Origin of the sequence: Ekhidna sp. (assembly GCF_039940915.1) — a bacterium.
Classification (GTDB): Bacteria; Bacteroidota; Bacteroidia; order Cytophagales; family Cyclobacteriaceae; genus Ekhidna.
Genome location: NZ_JBDVFO010000002.1, coordinates 143,515 through 160,862, shown reverse-complemented (window position 1 = coordinate 160,862; position 17,348 = coordinate 143,515). Strand labels below are relative to the sequence as shown.

Annotated in this window: 10 protein-coding genes; 3 read left to right on the top strand and 7 right to left on the bottom strand. The window is 39.7% G+C overall.

Annotated features, from left to right (window positions below; translation table 11 throughout):
• Positions 1 to 25 precede the first annotated feature (25 nt).
• The 3 genes from ABJF57_RS05965 to ABJF57_RS05955 are packed head-to-tail and all read left to right on the top strand — an operon-like array spanning position 26 to position 4,724.
• Positions 26 to 733: a hypothetical protein gene (locus ABJF57_RS05965; protein WP_462233355.1), complete on the top strand. Its 708-nt coding sequence runs from the start codon at positions 26 to 28 to the stop codon at positions 731 to 733.
• Entirely contained in the window at positions 730 to 1,650 is a 921-nt protein-coding gene (locus ABJF57_RS05960) for a hypothetical protein (RefSeq protein WP_462233354.1), read from the top strand. The genes ABJF57_RS05965 and ABJF57_RS05960 overlap by 4 nt, the downstream gene beginning before the upstream one ends.
• Entirely contained in the window at positions 1,650 to 4,724 is a 3,075-nt protein-coding gene (locus tag ABJF57_RS05955) for a pentapeptide repeat-containing protein (RefSeq protein ID WP_462233353.1), read from the top strand. The genes ABJF57_RS05960 and ABJF57_RS05955 overlap by 1 nt, the downstream gene beginning before the upstream one ends.
• A gap of 285 nt (positions 4,725 to 5,009) precedes the next feature.
• Here the strand turns inward: ABJF57_RS05955 and ABJF57_RS05950 are convergent, their stop codons facing one another.
• From ABJF57_RS05950 to ABJF57_RS05920, 7 genes are all read right to left on the bottom strand, one after another.
• Positions 5,010 to 5,894: a sporulation-delaying protein SdpB family protein gene (locus ABJF57_RS05950; RefSeq protein WP_462233351.1), complete on the bottom strand. Its 885-nt coding sequence runs from the start codon at positions 5,892 to 5,894 to the stop codon at positions 5,010 to 5,012.
• A 13-nt stretch (positions 5,895 to 5,907) separates the two neighbouring features.
• Positions 5,908 to 6,444, bottom strand: a complete 537-nt coding sequence (locus ABJF57_RS05945) for an SdpA family antimicrobial peptide system protein (protein WP_462233349.1) — start codon at positions 6,442 to 6,444, stop codon at positions 5,908 to 5,910.
• Positions 6,445 to 6,539: 95 nt separating this feature from the next.
• Positions 6,540 to 7,376: a hypothetical protein gene (locus ABJF57_RS05940; protein ID WP_462233348.1), complete on the bottom strand. Its 837-nt coding sequence runs from the start codon at positions 7,374 to 7,376 to the stop codon at positions 6,540 to 6,542.
• Between the two features lie 464 nt (positions 7,377 to 7,840).
• Positions 7,841 to 9,472, bottom strand: coding sequence for an alpha/beta hydrolase (locus tag ABJF57_RS05935; RefSeq protein WP_462233346.1), 1,632 nt, complete (start codon positions 9,470 to 9,472; stop codon positions 7,841 to 7,843).
• Between the two features lie 124 nt (positions 9,473 to 9,596).
• The gene (locus ABJF57_RS05930; protein WP_462233344.1) at positions 9,597 to 10,733 is read right to left on the bottom strand and encodes a helix-turn-helix domain-containing protein; all 1,137 of its coding nucleotides are present in this window, start codon (positions 10,731 to 10,733) and stop codon (positions 9,597 to 9,599) included.
• Positions 10,734 to 10,834: 101 nt separating this feature from the next.
• The gene (locus ABJF57_RS05925) at positions 10,835 to 11,896 is read right to left on the bottom strand and encodes a glycoside hydrolase family 26 protein (RefSeq protein WP_462233342.1); all 1,062 of its coding nucleotides are present in this window, start codon (positions 11,894 to 11,896) and stop codon (positions 10,835 to 10,837) included.
• A 229-nt stretch (positions 11,897 to 12,125) separates the two neighbouring features.
• Positions 12,126 to 17,345 carry a sensor histidine kinase gene (locus tag ABJF57_RS05920; RefSeq protein ID WP_462233340.1) on the bottom strand — a complete coding sequence of 1,740 codons (5,220 nt, stop codon included), beginning with the start codon at positions 17,343 to 17,345 and terminating at the stop codon, positions 12,126 to 12,128.
• Positions 17,346 to 17,348 lie beyond the last annotated feature (3 nt).

Sequence of the window (17,348 nt, the reverse complement as noted above, 5' to 3'; positions counted from 1 at the left end):
GTGTTGATTCAAATTTCCATCTAGCATGTTTCGAATACTTATTGGACTAATTTTCGCTGTATGCAGTTTTAGTGCTATCCAATTGGTAGCGCAATCACACCCCCCTGTCTCACCCATTGAACTTCCCGATAAATGGGAGAAATGGCAAGAAACAGTTCCTTCAAGCACCAGAGTATTGGTGGGGATTCAATATGCCCAAGATGGAAAGTTGGATGACCCCTCTGCTTTTTATGCACATGTTCCTGAACTTAATTTCAAGTATTTGTCAGTCGTAATAAAATCAGTTGATGGACGATATGTTGCACGGATTAACTACGAGATTTCAAATCTCAAATTCGGAATACGAGAGTTTATGTTACCTACTAAACACAAAACTCAATTACAAAAATATAAAAAGAACAACTTGTCCATTTTGTGTGGGCTAAAGAATGATCTTGATGACCAGGAACAACTATACACAGTTGCTGGATGGGAAGATCCTACTCAAAATAATGTATTGAACATTAACATATTACATCGTCGATCTGCCCAACTAATAGTGGAGTCTGGTGATGAGAGCTTAGAACTCTCCTTTGAAGAACTACCTGAGCCAATTATGTATTTCAATCAAAGGTGTAAGGTTAGCTGGGAACAGTTAAAAGGAAGTACCAATATTTGGCTAAATATTTCAAAACAGCTTGGTGCCCGAATAAAATCTCAAAGTATTTCAGTGCCTTTGATAAGTATGCAATGAGTGGTCTGATACGCATACGGATCATATTCAGTCTGACAATTGTCCTGGTTGTCACGCTATTCATGATTTTATTGGTGATTACTGCTTATAGTCCACGGCCTACCACCTATTCGGTAAATGCTATTACAGAAATTGTTGAGGTACAGACTTCTGATCAGATTGGAGTTCAATTTGATCTTTCAGGAGCTACGATTTATTTAGATGACGCTGATAGCATATATATACACAATGGATTTCTGGCACTCAATAAGAATGTGAAATTTACCGTTGAATGGATTTCCGACGAGTTGGTCATTTTTAGTTTTGATAAGAATGATGCCTCACGCACAATAGGTGCTATAACTTATGGTAACGATAGGTCAGTTGATCTTCATAGAGACGACATTATTTCCATTCAAGAACTTACTCTCAACCGCATGACGAATGGTGCAATAATTATCCCATTTCTTGGTGATGTGAAGGCTGGGAGAAACGTTGGACACCTTGGTGCCTATAGTGATTATGGTGTATTGAAATCCGGAGAAATTACCATGATTGGTAAGTCCATTTGGCAAAACAAATATTTTGAAGCAGATAAATACGAATTATCACTCGGTGATGAAGTACTGATGTACGATGCTCAATCGGAAGCGTCTGGTTTGATTTACATAGGTGACGAAGGTGGTCTCAGAGTTAGCTACAGGATAGTTGCTTTGAAGGCATGGATTAAAAAACCTGGTGCAGTCGATAATGAAACGAAATTTCAAATCTCTACTTCACTACTCAATCGATTTCTGAATGATCAGTTGTTTAAAACACTATCTTTAACTATCGCATTTTTAATTGGGTTGTTTACGCTTTTAGAATTTATAAGAAAGACCTATTCGAGCTTCTTTGAATCAATGAATGCGAAGAAAAAACGCATGAAGAAAAAGTAATGGCTAGAATCGTTTTGACCCTCCTACTTCTCCTTAATTCGATCGTTGTTTTATCTCAAACTCCCATTTATATCTCCGGTGGTATGGACACAAGACAGGGCATTTTGAGAGCAAACAAACACGGCTGTTTTGCTATCACTGCTAATCATGATTTGAATGGAACTGATCTTAACGTGGTTGGATCAAATGGTGAACGAACTAAAGCTGAGGTGATTATTCGATACCCTGAACAAGATGTTGCTATCATTAGATTAGGAGACGCGCTTTCTGGGTGTAATGAGTGGAACATATCGAATGACGGCAATGATTATCCAGGTCAATTTTTTGATGGCGTACTTTCAATTCGAGATGATCTAGGTGACTTTCAATTTATCCATGTAAACATTTTGACTAGCGATGATCAGTATTACACCGTCGAACCTAAGTCAAAATCCAATCGACTCATTCCTGGAATGAGCGGTGGCGCTTTATTCTCTACCAATAAAGATTTTCTTGGTTTTTTAATCAGTGTAGACCCTGACGATCATACGGGAATCGTGTATCAGTCCGACAATATATTGAGGCTTGTTGATTCCCATTTCCTAACATCATCGATTTTCTCACTCGAATCAGCAATTCAGATAGTTGAAAGTGCCATTGAAAGGAAAGATGGATCCAATCTGGGACAAATAGAGGCAATAGAATTTCTTATTCGGAATAATTACGATCTGAAATCCGTGGATTTGCGGGGTATAAATCTTAATAAAGCAGATTTGACTGGTGGTAATTTTGAATCAGGTCAATTCCAGTTTGCTGAAATGGGGAGTCTTCAGGGCAAAAGAATCAATCTGATCAATTCTAAATTAGACTTTGCGAATGCTGAAAAAATAGATCTGTCTAATGCTAAAATGAGTAATGCATCAGCCATTATGCTTAATGCTCAGGATGCCAATTTCTTTGAATCTGACTTGACTGGATCCTTATTTTTTGGAGCAGATTTTAGAAATGCTGATTTTACAAGAGCGAATCTCACCGGGACTGTTTTTTCGTTTTGTGATTTGAGAGGAGCCAAATTTGACGAAAGTCAAATGATCAATACAGGGCTAATTGCATCAATTTTGGATAGCGCGTCGTTCGCTAACTCGAAATTCGAACAAGTCAATTTTAATGGTTCCGTTGCAGATTCATTTGAGTTTTCAAAGGTTCAAAAAGCACAACTGTGCAGGTATGTATCTGATGAGCGGACTGAGACTCTTCGTTCTGCAGTTGTAGATCTATATGTACGCATAATGGAAAAAACGCCTTCAACGCGTTTTGATTCTGGATTTACATACGATGATTTAGTAAATATTGATCACAACTTCGCTACGTCCAGTGGTGCGTTACCTCTATGCAGGGATGGCTTGAATGCCAGTATTTCAAATCAATTTTTTCATGCCAATTCTCATACAAGAGGATATGAGAAATCCTTGCTGGATAAGTCCAACAGAAGAAATAAGTTGAGGGCCATTGCATCTGAATTTCAATCTAGATGTCTCAGATATCTTACACCAGAAAGAAAGTATAGATCTGCTGAATATTTAAAAGAAACAAAAAAAAGAATGGCCAAGATTACTGGGCAAATCAAGCCTTCTAGTTCGCCACCAATCATCAACAATGATGTAGCCTTGCTGGCCTTGATCAAAAATAATGTTATTCAAGAGGATGAAATTAATTGGGAATATTATGCTAAAAAGTATCTGGAAACTTCTTCGAGTAACAATAGTTGGCCAAGAGCTATTACTTATGGTGTATCTGCGAATGATATGATAAATGAATGGATACCATTCTACAAGGATTGGTCGCTAAAGCGAGCTAAAGCGTATGACAATACCATTCTGATTAGGCATAGAAATATTTACAACAGGTTTAAGGATTCTGAGATTACGCTCAGCACTAATCCAATGAAGAAGCGTCATCGGTCTGATGAACTGTTTACTGATGAAGAACTGGCTTCAGGACAAATGGCGCGAGTAGCTTATCTCGACCTTTATTATACCGGTGAAAAAGTTGTTGCTGATGAATTATTTCTCGAACATGAAACGAACTATACCAGTGTACTTGCTAGAATTCCATCAGAAGCCTCTAGTGGAAATATGAACCAACTTAACCTTGGCATTGCGTATCGAATAAATGAAATAGGTATTCGAGAACATGTAAAAGATAAGTCTTACTTCTACGCCAAAGTTTCTCTTATGGACGTTCACTACAGACTAAATGATTCTTTGAGTTGGAATAAAGTCCCTGAATTTGAACCGATGCATTCCTGGCGAGGAACGGATATTTCACGCAAAGATCTGCTAAGCTATGAGAACAGAGCCAAAGGAATTTCAAATGCTAATAAGACACTAAACCCACTGGAGAATGCAAATGGATTAATCATCAAACTAGGATTCGGAGTTGTAAAATCAGAAGATATTAACTGGTCTGCAAGTGCAATGAGATACCTAAAAGCCGAGCAAGGAGTAGACAGCTCATATGTAGGCAATTTAGACCCGGACTGGATGCCTTTCTTTCCACCTTCATCCCATACATCAAGAGTAGCAGTTCCAGATAAATGGGTAGATCTATTTAAAGATTGGATTATGAGATTAGCTCAGGAGCCTCCCAGGTTTATGACGATTAAATCCAACATCAACAACTTGGCCCGCTCATCAGAAAATCCTGAGCGAATTATCATTAAGGAACCCAATACGGTAACCTATTGGAAAAATCAGTACGCTGAACTATTTGAAAAGGAAAATGTAGACCCTAAGCAAGCAGATGTTTTACAGGTTCCATACACGCCGCTTGAAAAAACAGCCATTCCCAGTAGCCAGTACTATATAAAAATCTCACCGACTGAGAAAAAGGAACTTTCATTTAAACCTCAAGAGTTAGAAACCAATTATCCACTTAGAAACCTGGAAGTAAAGACGGTCTATGAAACTTCTAAAATCAATCACTTTTGGTACAAGGAACAAAACGTGATTTTTATTTACTGTACTCCTGTTAAGGTACTATATAAGCCAGTTCAAGGTGATTGGACTGGGACTTCTTTTTTTGAGCAAAAGTAGCTTCACTATCCGTTTTTTATAGAAAAGTACCCGCACACATTTGCTGCTCTCCTTCTCTCCTTCCCTCCTTGCCAACATGCCTATCTGCGGCATGGTAATTCCTATTACAAGGTGTCTCGCATCCAGGAATGGCAAATCGAAGATTCATGAACACCGTTGAAAAAAAAGACTAATGTGAATAAAAGAGTACTCTTTTCAGCTAAGAAATGATATGATGGTTTTAATTGATGTTAGGGGCTAACCCTAAACTATTAAGGATGCATTCTATCTTAATCGCTAATTCATTCATTTCTTGAAGCCAACTTTCATTTTGTTTTTCATTGATGTGAAAATGGGGGCGAATTTGAATTCGTAGGTAACTTCTGTTTCCCTCAGATATAAGATCAGCCCACTCACCATTGCAAGAAAGAATGATCCTAGACCATGAATTAGAAAAATTCCAAAATGGAATGAAATGCCTGCCCACAAAAAGTATTGTTTCTTACTGCTTCCTTTTTCCAAAAGAATACAAGCGGCTAACAAAAACTCAAATGCGAGTGTCCCCCAAGTTACTGCTATGACTGGAATAGGAAATGATAATAACTTGCCTAATACTCCTGCGAATAAATCATGAATGCCGTGATATTCGTGAAGTAACCAATAGTAGGTTGCCGTTCCATTCGTCCACTCGGGCACAAACAATTTTGCGACAAACGCATGTAAGTAAATGGCCATCATTTGGAGCTTTACAAGCATGAGAAAGGAAGATGCGATGGTTGAACCAACCTTCTTCTCTACGGTGACCGGTGGATCCCAATGATTCTTTCTTGGATCCATAACGACGATAGGGATCAATAAGAGAGATAGCACGCTAGACACATGATCACCGCCATCAGGTATGGAGCAAACATTCATAAAAGACGCTGTTACATACCAATGCAGTATGCAGGATACTCTTGGATAATAGCCGGAGATGACGAACCCCAGAACCCCTATTGACAAGATTTTCGCAAAGACAAAATTGCCCTTAAGGAGGTAAAACAATCCAAACTTCTGTAAATCGTTTTGAAGAATTTCTTCAAATTGATAGAATAATACATCAACACTATTAAATAATAAAGTACTCAGTGTTCCAAGTGCTAATAGTGCTCTGGAGAGCCCAACTACATTTGACCAGGTAAACGATAACACAGCTAGCTTGGCATTAAGATTTTCTATTTAAAAGAATTTTTGAACACTTGCATGGAATTACTGGCTCCGATGAAGACCATGCCCATGGGGTTCGCCTACTCCAGTAGATTAAGTAGACGCCATTTGCTAAAGCTGGAAGTTTGGTGCTTAGCGTGATCGTATCTAGGGGTTCTATTTTACGACAATCATCCCTCCAATTTTGATTATCTGACTTGGTCCAGGTGGGTATATTTTTCGCTATTATTTGCGCAAAAAATTCATGATTTGCTTTCCTGGAATGCCTCTTAATTCCATAGAGTGATTCTAGCGACATGGAGGATTTTTTGATGGCGTTTTCAAAGCTGCCATCTTCAAAGCTGTACAGCATTAATACATCGTCCTGGGGGTCCTTTGTAAAGAAGGCCCACCCCTGGGGGAAGACATTGAGCAATTTTTGAGGTGTCCCCTCCATAATGACCAAAGGGTTTGCCTTATTGTAATAGACAAAGAGCACGAGTGGAATTCCCACTACGATGGTTACATACAAACCTTTTAAAGTCGTATCATTCATGAAATAAGATTTTATTATAAGCCATTTGACACGACTTTAACTCTGTTATTCATTTCCTACAAAATGGATTACTACAAAAGCCTGAAATAAGATTTCTATTTACCCCATGATAAAGTAGCGATCTCATCGATTAGCATATCAAATTTTAATGAGTTGGCATTTTGGTTTGAATTATATCTACCAACAAAGACGTTAGGTGGAGGGCCAATATTGGGGGGAAATTGTACACCAACATTAGGGGTTTGTACACCAACATTAGGGGAAATTTGTACACCAAGGTTTGTAGCCCCAGCATCTTCTACCCAAAAATTGGCACCGATGGAAACGTTAAAATAAACACCAATATTAACATACATTACGACATCCAGTACAACAGCAATGTAGATTGCTACAGCTGCGACCACCACGGTTGGAGTTACTATTGGATTTGGATTATTTTCAATTAGATAGTTTTCAAATGCTGCTTCGTTGAAAACATCCCCTTCTATGAATTTGTTGATATCTACCTGGCTTAAGATAGAAGCGCCGTATTTGTACTCCATTGCTAGCTCAGGCGTCTCACTTAGAGTTCTGGCAATAGTCGATGAGGCATCTTGTAATCCTTCCCCTACTACAAGATGATTATTACTCTGAATCTTAGATTTGAAATTATCATAAAAAGTAGGGTCAAGGGCATGGATAGAAGACAATAAAAAATCTTCACGTTTACGTACTTCTTCTTTAAGGTTTTGAGGTAGATCTCTTTTTTTGCCTTGTAATTGTTTTGATAAAGAAAAGTTATAATGGCTGTTGTGTCCGAAAAAGATAGCGGAAAATAATTCTTGTCCAGTAACATCATTTGTAGTAACTGGATTTTCTGATTCTTCGCTGCATCCAAAAGAGATTAGCAGCAAAAGAAACAATAGTGATAGTGGTTTACGTGAGCTTTTCATTTGTATATGCTTTAGGTTCTTAAAGTGAGCTATCTTCTAAGTTAACACTTACCGCGTTACATTAAAAATGATTTTTAAAATAAGATGATTTAATTGTAACAATTGGGCGGCATTTGAGAGATTGTTTAGAAGGGTGAAAAACCCGTTCAAAGGATAATGGTTGGCGTAGGTCTCAACTAATGATTCCTTATGCATATAAGTGGTATTTTAGTTTAAGCATCTATTTCCAGCCTCACTTCCCATACGCTACCAAAGTTTCATAAGAGTGGACTAGACGTCCCCACACTCCTACACTAAGGTGATATGACCGCATCATTGGACGAATCCCTGTTGCTAACTATTGATCCCCTCCTCGAGCCAAACCTGCCCTACCTGCAGCCACATAGCCCCCAATCATGTTTGGGGCAGGCTAAAGCAGCGCATTATGCGTCAAAAGATGATATCAAGACAGGCTCGCAGCAATGCTAGTTTAGTTCCTTTAGATCACTCTTCGAATAGTTGGTTAAGCCTTCACGCTCGCTTGCGGAAAGGTCTGGATCATGCTCAACAAGCGACAGTGTATTCTTATAATGTTTAATTGCCTTTGCATTTTGGCCTACCTTCATGGAGTAATAGGCCAGGTAGTAATTCATCCGAGCGGATTCAGGATAGCTATCGTACCCAAGTTCATATAGTCTCTGACGGTACGAATAATCCTCATCTTTCTGCCAGGCAAGCCAACTCCGATAATCCTTATAGAAGGACTTGGAATACGGTTGAAGATTCCCACTCCCTTTTAACTCTTTATAAATATGCTCGATCTCATCAAATCCGCCTTTCATGAATCGATCTTTCAGAAGTGCAATGTTTGGAGGTGCTGGAATAGCTTCCCAAACAAAAGTACTATCAATCTCAGTCTGTGAGTTCAGGAAGGCTGTATCAAAAACCGTCTCAGTTTCATCCCCGCCGGCCTGATTACTTGTACGGCGGACAGGTTTGATTTTTTGGTTCAGGAATCTCAACATGAGTTGATGTGCCTCTTCGAATCCTTTTTGGGTGTTCGCTTTATGTTCTCCCAAAATATTTGGAACAAAAGCATCGAACATGCCATAATTAAGCATGGCAAATTCTGACATATTTGGAAATTGGGCAAAGTACCGATCAGCGTATTTCAATTGAAAAGTGTATTTCGGATCAATTGATGGATGAGATGAATAAATGATTAAGATGGGAGTCGTAATGTTCTCTGGCAAATAAAAAACCGATTCATTCAGCAGACCTTGCTCAAACGCGCTCGGAAGTCCTCCCTCCAGGCTGATCAGCGCTTTGAGTTTGTCGTTTCTCGAGATAGCTGCAGCGCCAACAGAAGATGAGATCGCATTGGCTACAATAGATACTTTGTCCATATCAACATTGGCTTGTTCACTCACTTTACCCAGGACGAATTCAAAATCATCAACTGCTACTTCTAAGCCTATCGCAGACACTTCCATTCCGGAAGAAAATCGACCCTTAGGCGTAAAGGCTATTACAACATATCCATGGCTCGCCAGGTATTCACACGTGATACTTTGAAATGCTGGACTGCCACCGTTTGGGTATATAACTACCGGAAATTTTCCTTTAAGAGGAGTTGCATCGAGTCGACCATATACTTCCAACTCAAGCAGCTGATCAAGATGCTCACTTGTGAAATCCTCCTTCGTACTTCCAAGTACTCCAATGGTAACATTTCCAAGGCCTTGAGTCTGTTCAATAAACGTCTGCTTGGCAGATTCCTTCTGCCCTTCTGTCTCTCCAAAATCTGTTTGTCGACCCCTTAGATAAACATAGTGCGAATAGTTGATTCGATCACCCGAACCACTCTCTGCCGGGTACCAAACATTCATCTGGAACTGACGTCCTAGTTCAAGCTTGTGGTTATTCGTCAGATTTCCATCCCAATCGGAATATGGCACGCCATTTCTTGTTCGATCGTAAGTGAAGATTGTTTTATACCCGACCGAATAGTCTCCCAATATAAGATCTCCCATTATGGGTAGATTCTCACTGGTTACTTCTTCTGTCTGACATCCGCTTAATATGATAAGTATAGAAAATACAATTGGCAACCTCATTTTCATGTTGATATACATCTCTTGCGTCCGTTTAGGCGTATCGTTTATTGAGTTTCCAACAAATTAGTAGGTTGCAGCTAACATAAAGTCTCACTTTCGGTAAACAGGTCTCATTTCCAGTATGCTAAGAATTTTGAGATTTAAACTCTTTTGGTGTCATTGCGGTGAACTGCTTAAAAACTCTATTAAAGCTTGCCTTGGAATTGAACCCTGCATCTATTGCCAGACTCAGTATCTTCAGATGATCATTGCTAGGGTCTTGCAATAACATTTTAATTTCTTCTACCCGGTATTCGTTAATCAATTGATAAAAGTTCTTATTTAGCTCCTGATTAATGGTGTCGGAAATTGAACGCTCAGATATGTCAACAGCTTGGCTTAAATCTGTAAGTGATAGTTCTGGGTTTCTATAAAGTTTTTGAGTTCTTATTGTTTCGTCAAGTTTCTTAACAATTTCAGATGGTCTTTTCGATTCATTTCGTTCAATTTCATGTGCAGGAATTTTGTGTATTTGCGCCTGCTTGAATCCACTGATACTAATCCAGTATAGAATACCTGCGTAGATGAGCAATAAAAAAGCTCTTGGATCATCCCACTCTTCCAAAGTGTATCTGCCACCTGCTAGCGTGCCTGCTATTAGGAAGAAGGCAAAAAGAAAACAAACACCACCGATTATGTAAATGATTTGACCGACCCATCTCAAATCAATTCTTTCGGTATTGGAAACGTTATCCAACAATGATCTTCTGTATGGTTTGATTAGCCTAAAAGACAAAATCAAGTAAATGACAATGGAAAGAATTGCCGCTGATTCTAATACTTCTGCAATGTGATGAAAATATGGCCATGGGTCTGCATTTACCAAGACGGCATGATATGCACTATGTAAATAGTTCAGAATAATTGGTGAGAAGTGCCAAAGGTCTTTTTTTCTAAATCTCGGACTACCTGTTAGGATTTTTATGTAGAAATAAAAGGACGGCCCTACCCAATAGGAAAGTGAAAAAGGGAGCCATGCTAACCATTGGTAGGTATTCCAAATGGTCATGTCAATAACCAAAGGTGTCAGCGTCAAGCACATGGACAAGATCATTAATGAAAGGAACCGATTGGCCTGACGATTCTCCTTCTTTTCAAAAAGAAGGAAGGCGAATACAAACCCATTGATAACGGCACAAACGGTTATGAACTGAATAGGTGAAACCTCAAATTGCATCTTACAATAGTACGATACAACCGAACAATGGGTATAGGCGCTCATTCTTTTTCAGCGATCCGCCACTGTGGTGACGAAACAAGTACAGTAAGTTTCATCTGCAGTGCGCTTGTTGTTATGCGTCTGAATCTTTGAAAGTTGTTGCCTTATTTTTTTCTCCTATATCCCAATTCTTGGTATAGTTCTGGCGATTGCTTGAGGTACCTATCTTTTCTTGTTTCGATCAGCCACTTTTCGGCTACCTCAGCATTATTGTAAAGCCTGGCGTCTTTCCATCCCCCAATGCCACTGATATTCATCCTTGGCCAGTTTTCATTTATGAAAGCAATGGCCTTGATGTTCTTGTTGTAGCAGAAAGAGAAAAAATCAACAAACCAGCCGTTCCAAACTTTTGGATCATCTTTATCAATTCCATTCACCGGGTTAGCTTCGGCAATCATCACGGGCTTCTTTTTTTCCTTGGCAAAGTTTATAACATCATTTGTTTCTTTATGATTGAATATATCATCGTAGGGTTGAAAAAAGACAGAAATTGCTACCCAGTCTACGTAATCATCACCAGGATACCATTCGGATAGAGCGTAGTTTTTATAAGGAGTAGAGGCATACGAGTGCCATACAAAGGCTACATTTTCAACACCCTCTTTTCGTATTACATCTACAATGTGCCGGAATGCTTTTATATATTCCCTGGGTTCTAGTTCATTATGTGGGCCATCGAATTCGTATCCCAGCCTCAAGTAAACAGGCCTATCTGTCTTCTTTGCCCAGCGAGCATATTTTTGGATCACGTTATCGTACTGTCCTTCAGATGTTTTTTTAGCTATTTCCCACTTTCCCACCATCCACATGGCGCTGTGTAAAACCATGTTGTCGAATTTCTTCACCAGAAAGTGGTGATCTTGTGTGTCTCCAGATGAGGTAGTCCAGGGGCCTTTGAAACCCGAAAATTCTGTCACTGCCCAATAAGCCGACCAGCCAGCGGGATTGTTATTGTCGTTGGTAAAAGCCCGGTATTCATTGATCTTACTCAACGACTGCCCAACGATCAGCAACGTCTTATCTACTGGAGGGACGTATTTTGTTTTCTCATAGGGATAGATATACGCACTGTCAACGGACGTTTTTATTTGAGCGTAGGCGCCTGTGAAGATTGAGCTTGTGGCTGCTATTGCCACAATAAACATTTGTCTAACGGTCAAATTCATTTCTAATTAATTAAACTGCTAAATGTATTTCAGGAAGTTAGTTAAACCCTGGTTTTTCAATCCACTCAATCTCCACGATTGTCAGGTTCATTTAATTAAATCATTATTTGCCAATTAATCCCCATAGCCATCGGGACAGACGCCACACTGAGACATTACTGGGTCGTCGGACCGATAAAAAATTAGAATATTGTGCTTTGAGGCTGTTTGATGACTCTGCAGTGCCAGCCTAACTCAATGGAAAATGCATCCTAAAAGTAGTTCCTTTTCCCACTTCACTCTCTACTGTGATGTTTCCTCCATTAGTCTTCACAAAATCATGAACTAAATTCAAGCCTAACCCTGTGCCTCTTTCTCCTTTCGTCCCTGATTTTACTTTATCATCCCTTAATTCAAAAATTTTCAGGATTTCTTCTTTTTCTATTCCTATTCCTGTATCAGAGACGGTGAGTATAAGTTCTTTTCCTTCAACCCCTGCAGCAAAGTCCACATTCCCATTTTCAGCTGTGAACTTGATGGCATTACTTGTTAAGTTTCTTAAAATGGTCTTAAAACTGTTTTTATCTAAATAGGCTTCTATGGAGTCATCACATTGCACCTGCAAGGCGATAGATTTTGATTGCGCTTGAGGAAGCATCAATGATATGTTCTCATCGAGGCATGCTTTTATATTGAGCAATGAAGGATTGAATGGCATAACTCCCTCCTCTTTTAGGGCCCAGCTCAATAAGTTATCAAGGAGAGAGACCACCTGATCTGTAGAATCTTTAAGATATCCCGATATTTTTTCTAGCTGCTCATCATCTTTTGCATCGTAGGTTTCAATTATATGATATTTAGTCAATTCATTTAACCCCATTAAATTGGCTATAGGACCTCTTAGGTCATGCGAAATGATTGAAAAAAACTTTGTTTTTGTCTTATTGGCAACATCCAGCTTGTCATGTTCTTTTTTAAGCTCTTCTTGCGTGGACTTTAAATCTTCCAAGGACGCTTTTAGTTCAGAAGTTCTTTCTTCGATCCTATTTTCCAGGTTTTCATATAAATGGGCATTCTCCATTGATACAGCGATTTGTCCTGAGAGCAATTCAAGAAAACGCACTCTGTCTTCTGTAAAAACAGATTCCTGCAAATTATTCTCCAGGTAAAGAATCCCTTCTTGATTTCCTTTATTGAGCATCGGAAGACATAAAACTGATTTCAGCTTGTTTTTCTTGACAGCAGGATCAGACATAAACCTCTGGTCCTTTGAAATATCATCCAATACCAGACTTTGATTCGTGTTTTGAATGTATTGTACCAGGCTTTCCGGAACCCTTGTATTTTCGTGAAGAGGGATCTCCGTAGTTGCAGATTGGAATTCCTCATTTGCAAATTTCGAACTCCTTATAAACCAATTATCTCCCATCTTAAGAAGTATACAACCGGATTCCGCACCTGCGTTTTCCATACTGATGCTTAAAAGGGTTTTCAATAATTGCTCCAATACGACTTCCCCTGAAATCGCTTGTGCCGCTTTCATTAAAGATTCCAGATCCAGTGAAGAACTCTCTGTATAATTACCACTTCCTTTTGATGTTTGAGCAGTAATGATCGAATCACCTTTTTCAGAACCTATCAAAATCTTCGGGAAGCGTTTTTTCAGGTCGTGCATCTTTGCAATCGCACCCCATTCTTTATATGTCTGAAAAGCTTTACGCAAGTAATTCTCCGCTGTGAAATCCTGACCAGTAGCTAAGTAATAAAACCCAGCTCTTTCTAATGAAAGAGCTTCCTCATTGAGAAACTCACCACTCTCTGCACCCTTTATGGCCAGATCAAAGTGCTTACGAGCCTTAGCATCGCTCCCCTTCAACGAAGCGAATTCGGCAATGAGTAAGTCTAGTTTATGTTGGTGGTTAACCGGGTTGAACTTCGCCCATTTTCTGAATTGTGAAATGTTTTTCTTTGCTCGGCGAATCAATAAACTCCTTTTTTTACCACTTGACTCTCGCGCTACAGCCATGCTTACCAAGCCTTCATAAAACCAAAAGATTGCCACATCATATTTTGCTAAAACGGCATCCAATAGAGGTCTCGTAAGTTTTGCATGCTCCAGCGCTTTGCCATAATCATGAAAAAGATAGTTAAGCATCAAATTATTGATGTGTATCAGGAATGTAGCAGCCCGGTCATTCTCTGACTCATGAATAGGTGCCATCTCTACCTCATCGTAGGCTTCTCCTGATAGTACTTTTGGGTCTTTGGAACGATCAAGAAGATTGAGTGCAGCCTGGCGGTATATCTCGTTGTAATTGTAATTCGTCTTCTGCTTGTACTTCAGCATCTGCTCGCTAAAAAGCCTCATTTCTTTTTCGGACTTAGCAAGTGGCTTACCCCCCAGATAAATGTGATTGCTATAGATATTTACATTGATACAGGCGTATTCAATGGCACCTGTCTCAAAACCTACTTTATAAGAATATAAGAAAGGTTCGAGAGATTTATGAACATGTTCACTCCAATGATTGATGAGTGCATAGATAGGTGTGTAAATCTGCGATAGCCACCTCTTTGCATCGAAGCGGTCAAGTAACGCCAACCCGATCTGTCCAAAACGGTATCCTCCACTCATATCTCCCAATACTCCGCACATCAGTAACCCGTAGGTTGCAAAACCGAATGCTGATATCTCTGTCACGCCATATTTTAGTGAGAGTCTGACCATTCGGAAAATGATGAAAGGTAGAATTGCTGGCCTGGCCCAATAAACAGGTGAAGCAATATCATTGAGAATCCTGAGAGCAGCCGCTTTGTACGGATTGGTCATCTCTCTCATTCCTAAGATATGATCATGCCCCTTGCCCATCAGCTTAATCTTTGTTGTGATCAAATCGATCATGACAAGTGGCAAAGGTCCTTTTTTAGGAAATTTTTCTCCTAGCTGTTCCAATACTTCAAGGCCTGTATCAATAGCTTCCTGAAGCTTATTTTGAGCTTTTAATGCATTGATGCGTATGGCATAGGGACGAACCGCATCCATGAGCTCTTTCCTGTTGGCCAATACAGCACTCAATTTCTCTTCCATGGGCTCAAATTCGCCCATATTATATGCTGACTCGGCTGCTTCTGTATAAAGCCCAAGGCTAAGCTCATATTGAGTTTCCCAATGATCAGACTTCAATAATCCAATACCTGTCTCCAGGTACGTAAGGGATGGTTGGAAGGCGGAGGAATCCCTGGCTTTTAAACCTGCACGAAGATTTAAATCTGCAATCAATTCTTTTTCTTCGGCAGAATCAATGAGTTCCAGCCCCTGGTTCAATTGATTGACAATTTCAAAAAGCTGATTTTCCAGTTGCTCTTCAGAGGCTCTTTTTAGTAAGAGCGTACCTATTCTGTAATGAAAAGCACTTTTTTCTTCATCAGGAATTAATGAGTACACTGCCTGCTGAATCCGATCATGGATAAAACGGAATTGATGCTCTGTAGGCGTAATATAACCTTCTGCAAGTGCCGCCCGGAGTGCTTCCAATACAGGATCTAACTCTTCTGAGGAATTGATTGATTTAGTCTTTTGATCATGGCCGGCTTCAAGGGTTTCTGTATCAAACATATTGCCAATGCATGCAGCCACTTTTAAATACTCCAGCGTTTCTTCTGGCAGAAAAATGATCTTTCCTGCCAGCAGCTCTACGACATTATCTGTAATATTTCGCTCATTGATTTTTTCAATATTCCATTTCCACTTCCTTTCCTGATGATCAAAATACAACAATGATTCCTCTGCCAGTTTCTTAAGGAATTGTGTAACGAAAAAGGCATTTCCATGCGTCTTATCAAAAACCAAATTCGAAAGTGAGTGAATGGCATCAATGGGTAAATTAATTGAATCAGTAATCAGTTGTTGGGTATTCGCCATTCCCAGATTTCCGATTTTTATCTCACTAACCTTGCCCCCTTTTTTGCGAATTTCCGAGACTGTAATGCTGAACAGATGATCGGAACTCACTTCGTTATCACGATACGCGCAAATGCACATAAAGTAGTTAAGTTCCTTATTAGACATTAGTACATTCAATAAAGACAAGGATGCACTATCAGCCCACTGTAAGTCATCAATAAAAAGGACAACAGGATGATCAGCAGTGGCTATGGCCTTAATAAAAGAGCTGAACAGGTAGTTCAATCGATTTTGCGACTCCAAACCACCCAGCTTGGGAATTTCCTGTTGCGTACCAATCAAAAGTTCCAGATTTGGTATTAACTCGGTAAGCACTTTACCTTCATCACCCAGCGCATTTTTGATTTGCTGTCTTAAAGGTTCCAAACGGGTATTGTTTTCTGTAAGTAATATGGAAACGAAACTGGTAAAAGCCTGTACGAAAGCGAGGTAGGGTTTTGATCGTTGGAATTGATCGAACTTACCCTCCATAAAATATCCTCTTTTTGCAGTAATAGGGCGATGAGTTTCATGCACCAACGCCGATTTGCCCGTACCGGAGTACCCACCAACCAACATCGTTTCTAATTTCCCCTCAGAAACTCGACTAAATGCTTCCATCAAAAGTGCCAGCTCATCTTCTCTCCCATAGAGTTTCTGTGGCAACTGAAAATCACCGGAAAAATCATGTTGGCACAACTCAAAATCTTTGATATCTCCTGTCTTGTTCCAGCTTTTCAAACACAGATCCAGATCCTTCATCAACCCCCTTGCCGACTGATAACGATCCTCTGCATTTTTAGCCACTAACTTGTCTACAATCTGCTGCAGTACTTTAGGAACGTCTGCTCTGTAGGATGTAATGGACGGAGGCTGACCGGCGATGTGTGCATGCACCATTTCCATGGCATCTGTGTGTAGAAAGGGTACTTTCCCCGTCAGCATTTCATGAAAAGTAATGCCAAGAGAATACAGATCGGTGCGGTAATCAACCATGCGATTCATTCGGCCGGTCTGCTCTGGAGAAATATACATGAGCGAACCTTCTAGTGTTTCCGGATTCTCAAGGTTTTGTTCTCTAAGGTTCAGTTTTGTAGAAATACCAAAGTCCAGAAGATGTGCTTTTCCACTTTCTTCGTCAATAATCAGATTATGGCTGGTGATATCTTTATGGATGATTTTCGCCTCGTGTACCTCGGATAAAATTCTTGCTATATCAATGGCATATTTTAGAAAATCCGGAATACTAAACACCTCATCATCTATTCTTTCTCTGATGGTTTTGCCTGGAACATATTGCAGTACAATCGCGTGACGATTGTTTATCTTTCTACGCTCAAAGCTTTGACGTACTCCTTCTATGGACAGCTTATGGGTGAGGTCAAATTCGTTGTAAAACTTATTGATAGTCTCTGGAGAGGGGAATTCCTCGTTAAGGATCTTGGTAATGATCTTGGTTTTCAGATCTTTATCATCCGTTAGAAAGACCTTAGAGCTTTTGCTTTCGTACAGAAGTTCCTCTTTCATAAT

Excerpts from the sequence above, each read along its gene's own strand:
- ABJF57_RS05965 (WP_462233355.1), top strand. The coding sequence starts at position 26 with ATGTTTCGAATACTTATTGGACTAATTTTCGCTGTATGCAGTTTTAGT.
- ABJF57_RS05960 (WP_462233354.1), top strand. The coding sequence starts at position 730 with ATGAGTGGTCTGATACGCATACGGATCATATTCAGTCTGACAATTGTC.
- ABJF57_RS05955 (WP_462233353.1), top strand. The coding sequence starts at position 1,650 with ATGGCTAGAATCGTTTTGACCCTCCTACTTCTCCTTAATTCGATCGTT.
- ABJF57_RS05945 (WP_462233349.1), bottom strand. The coding sequence starts at position 6,444 with ATGAATGATACGACTTTAAAAGGTTTGTATGTAACCATCGTAGTGGGA.
- ABJF57_RS05940 (WP_462233348.1), bottom strand. The coding sequence starts at position 7,376 with ATGAAAAGCTCACGTAAACCACTATCACTATTGTTTCTTTTGCTGCTA.
- ABJF57_RS05935 (WP_462233346.1), bottom strand. The coding sequence starts at position 9,472 with ATGAGGTTGCCAATTGTATTTTCTATACTTATCATATTAAGCGGATGT.
- ABJF57_RS05930 (WP_462233344.1), bottom strand. The coding sequence starts at position 10,733 with ATGAGCGCCTATACCCATTGTTCGGTTGTATCGTACTATTGTAAGATG.
- ABJF57_RS05925 (WP_462233342.1), bottom strand. The coding sequence starts at position 11,896 with ATGAATTTGACCGTTAGACAAATGTTTATTGTGGCAATAGCAGCCACA.
- ABJF57_RS05920 (WP_462233340.1), bottom strand. The coding sequence starts at position 17,345 with ATGAAAGAGGAACTTCTGTACGAAAGCAAAAGCTCTAAGGTCTTTCTA.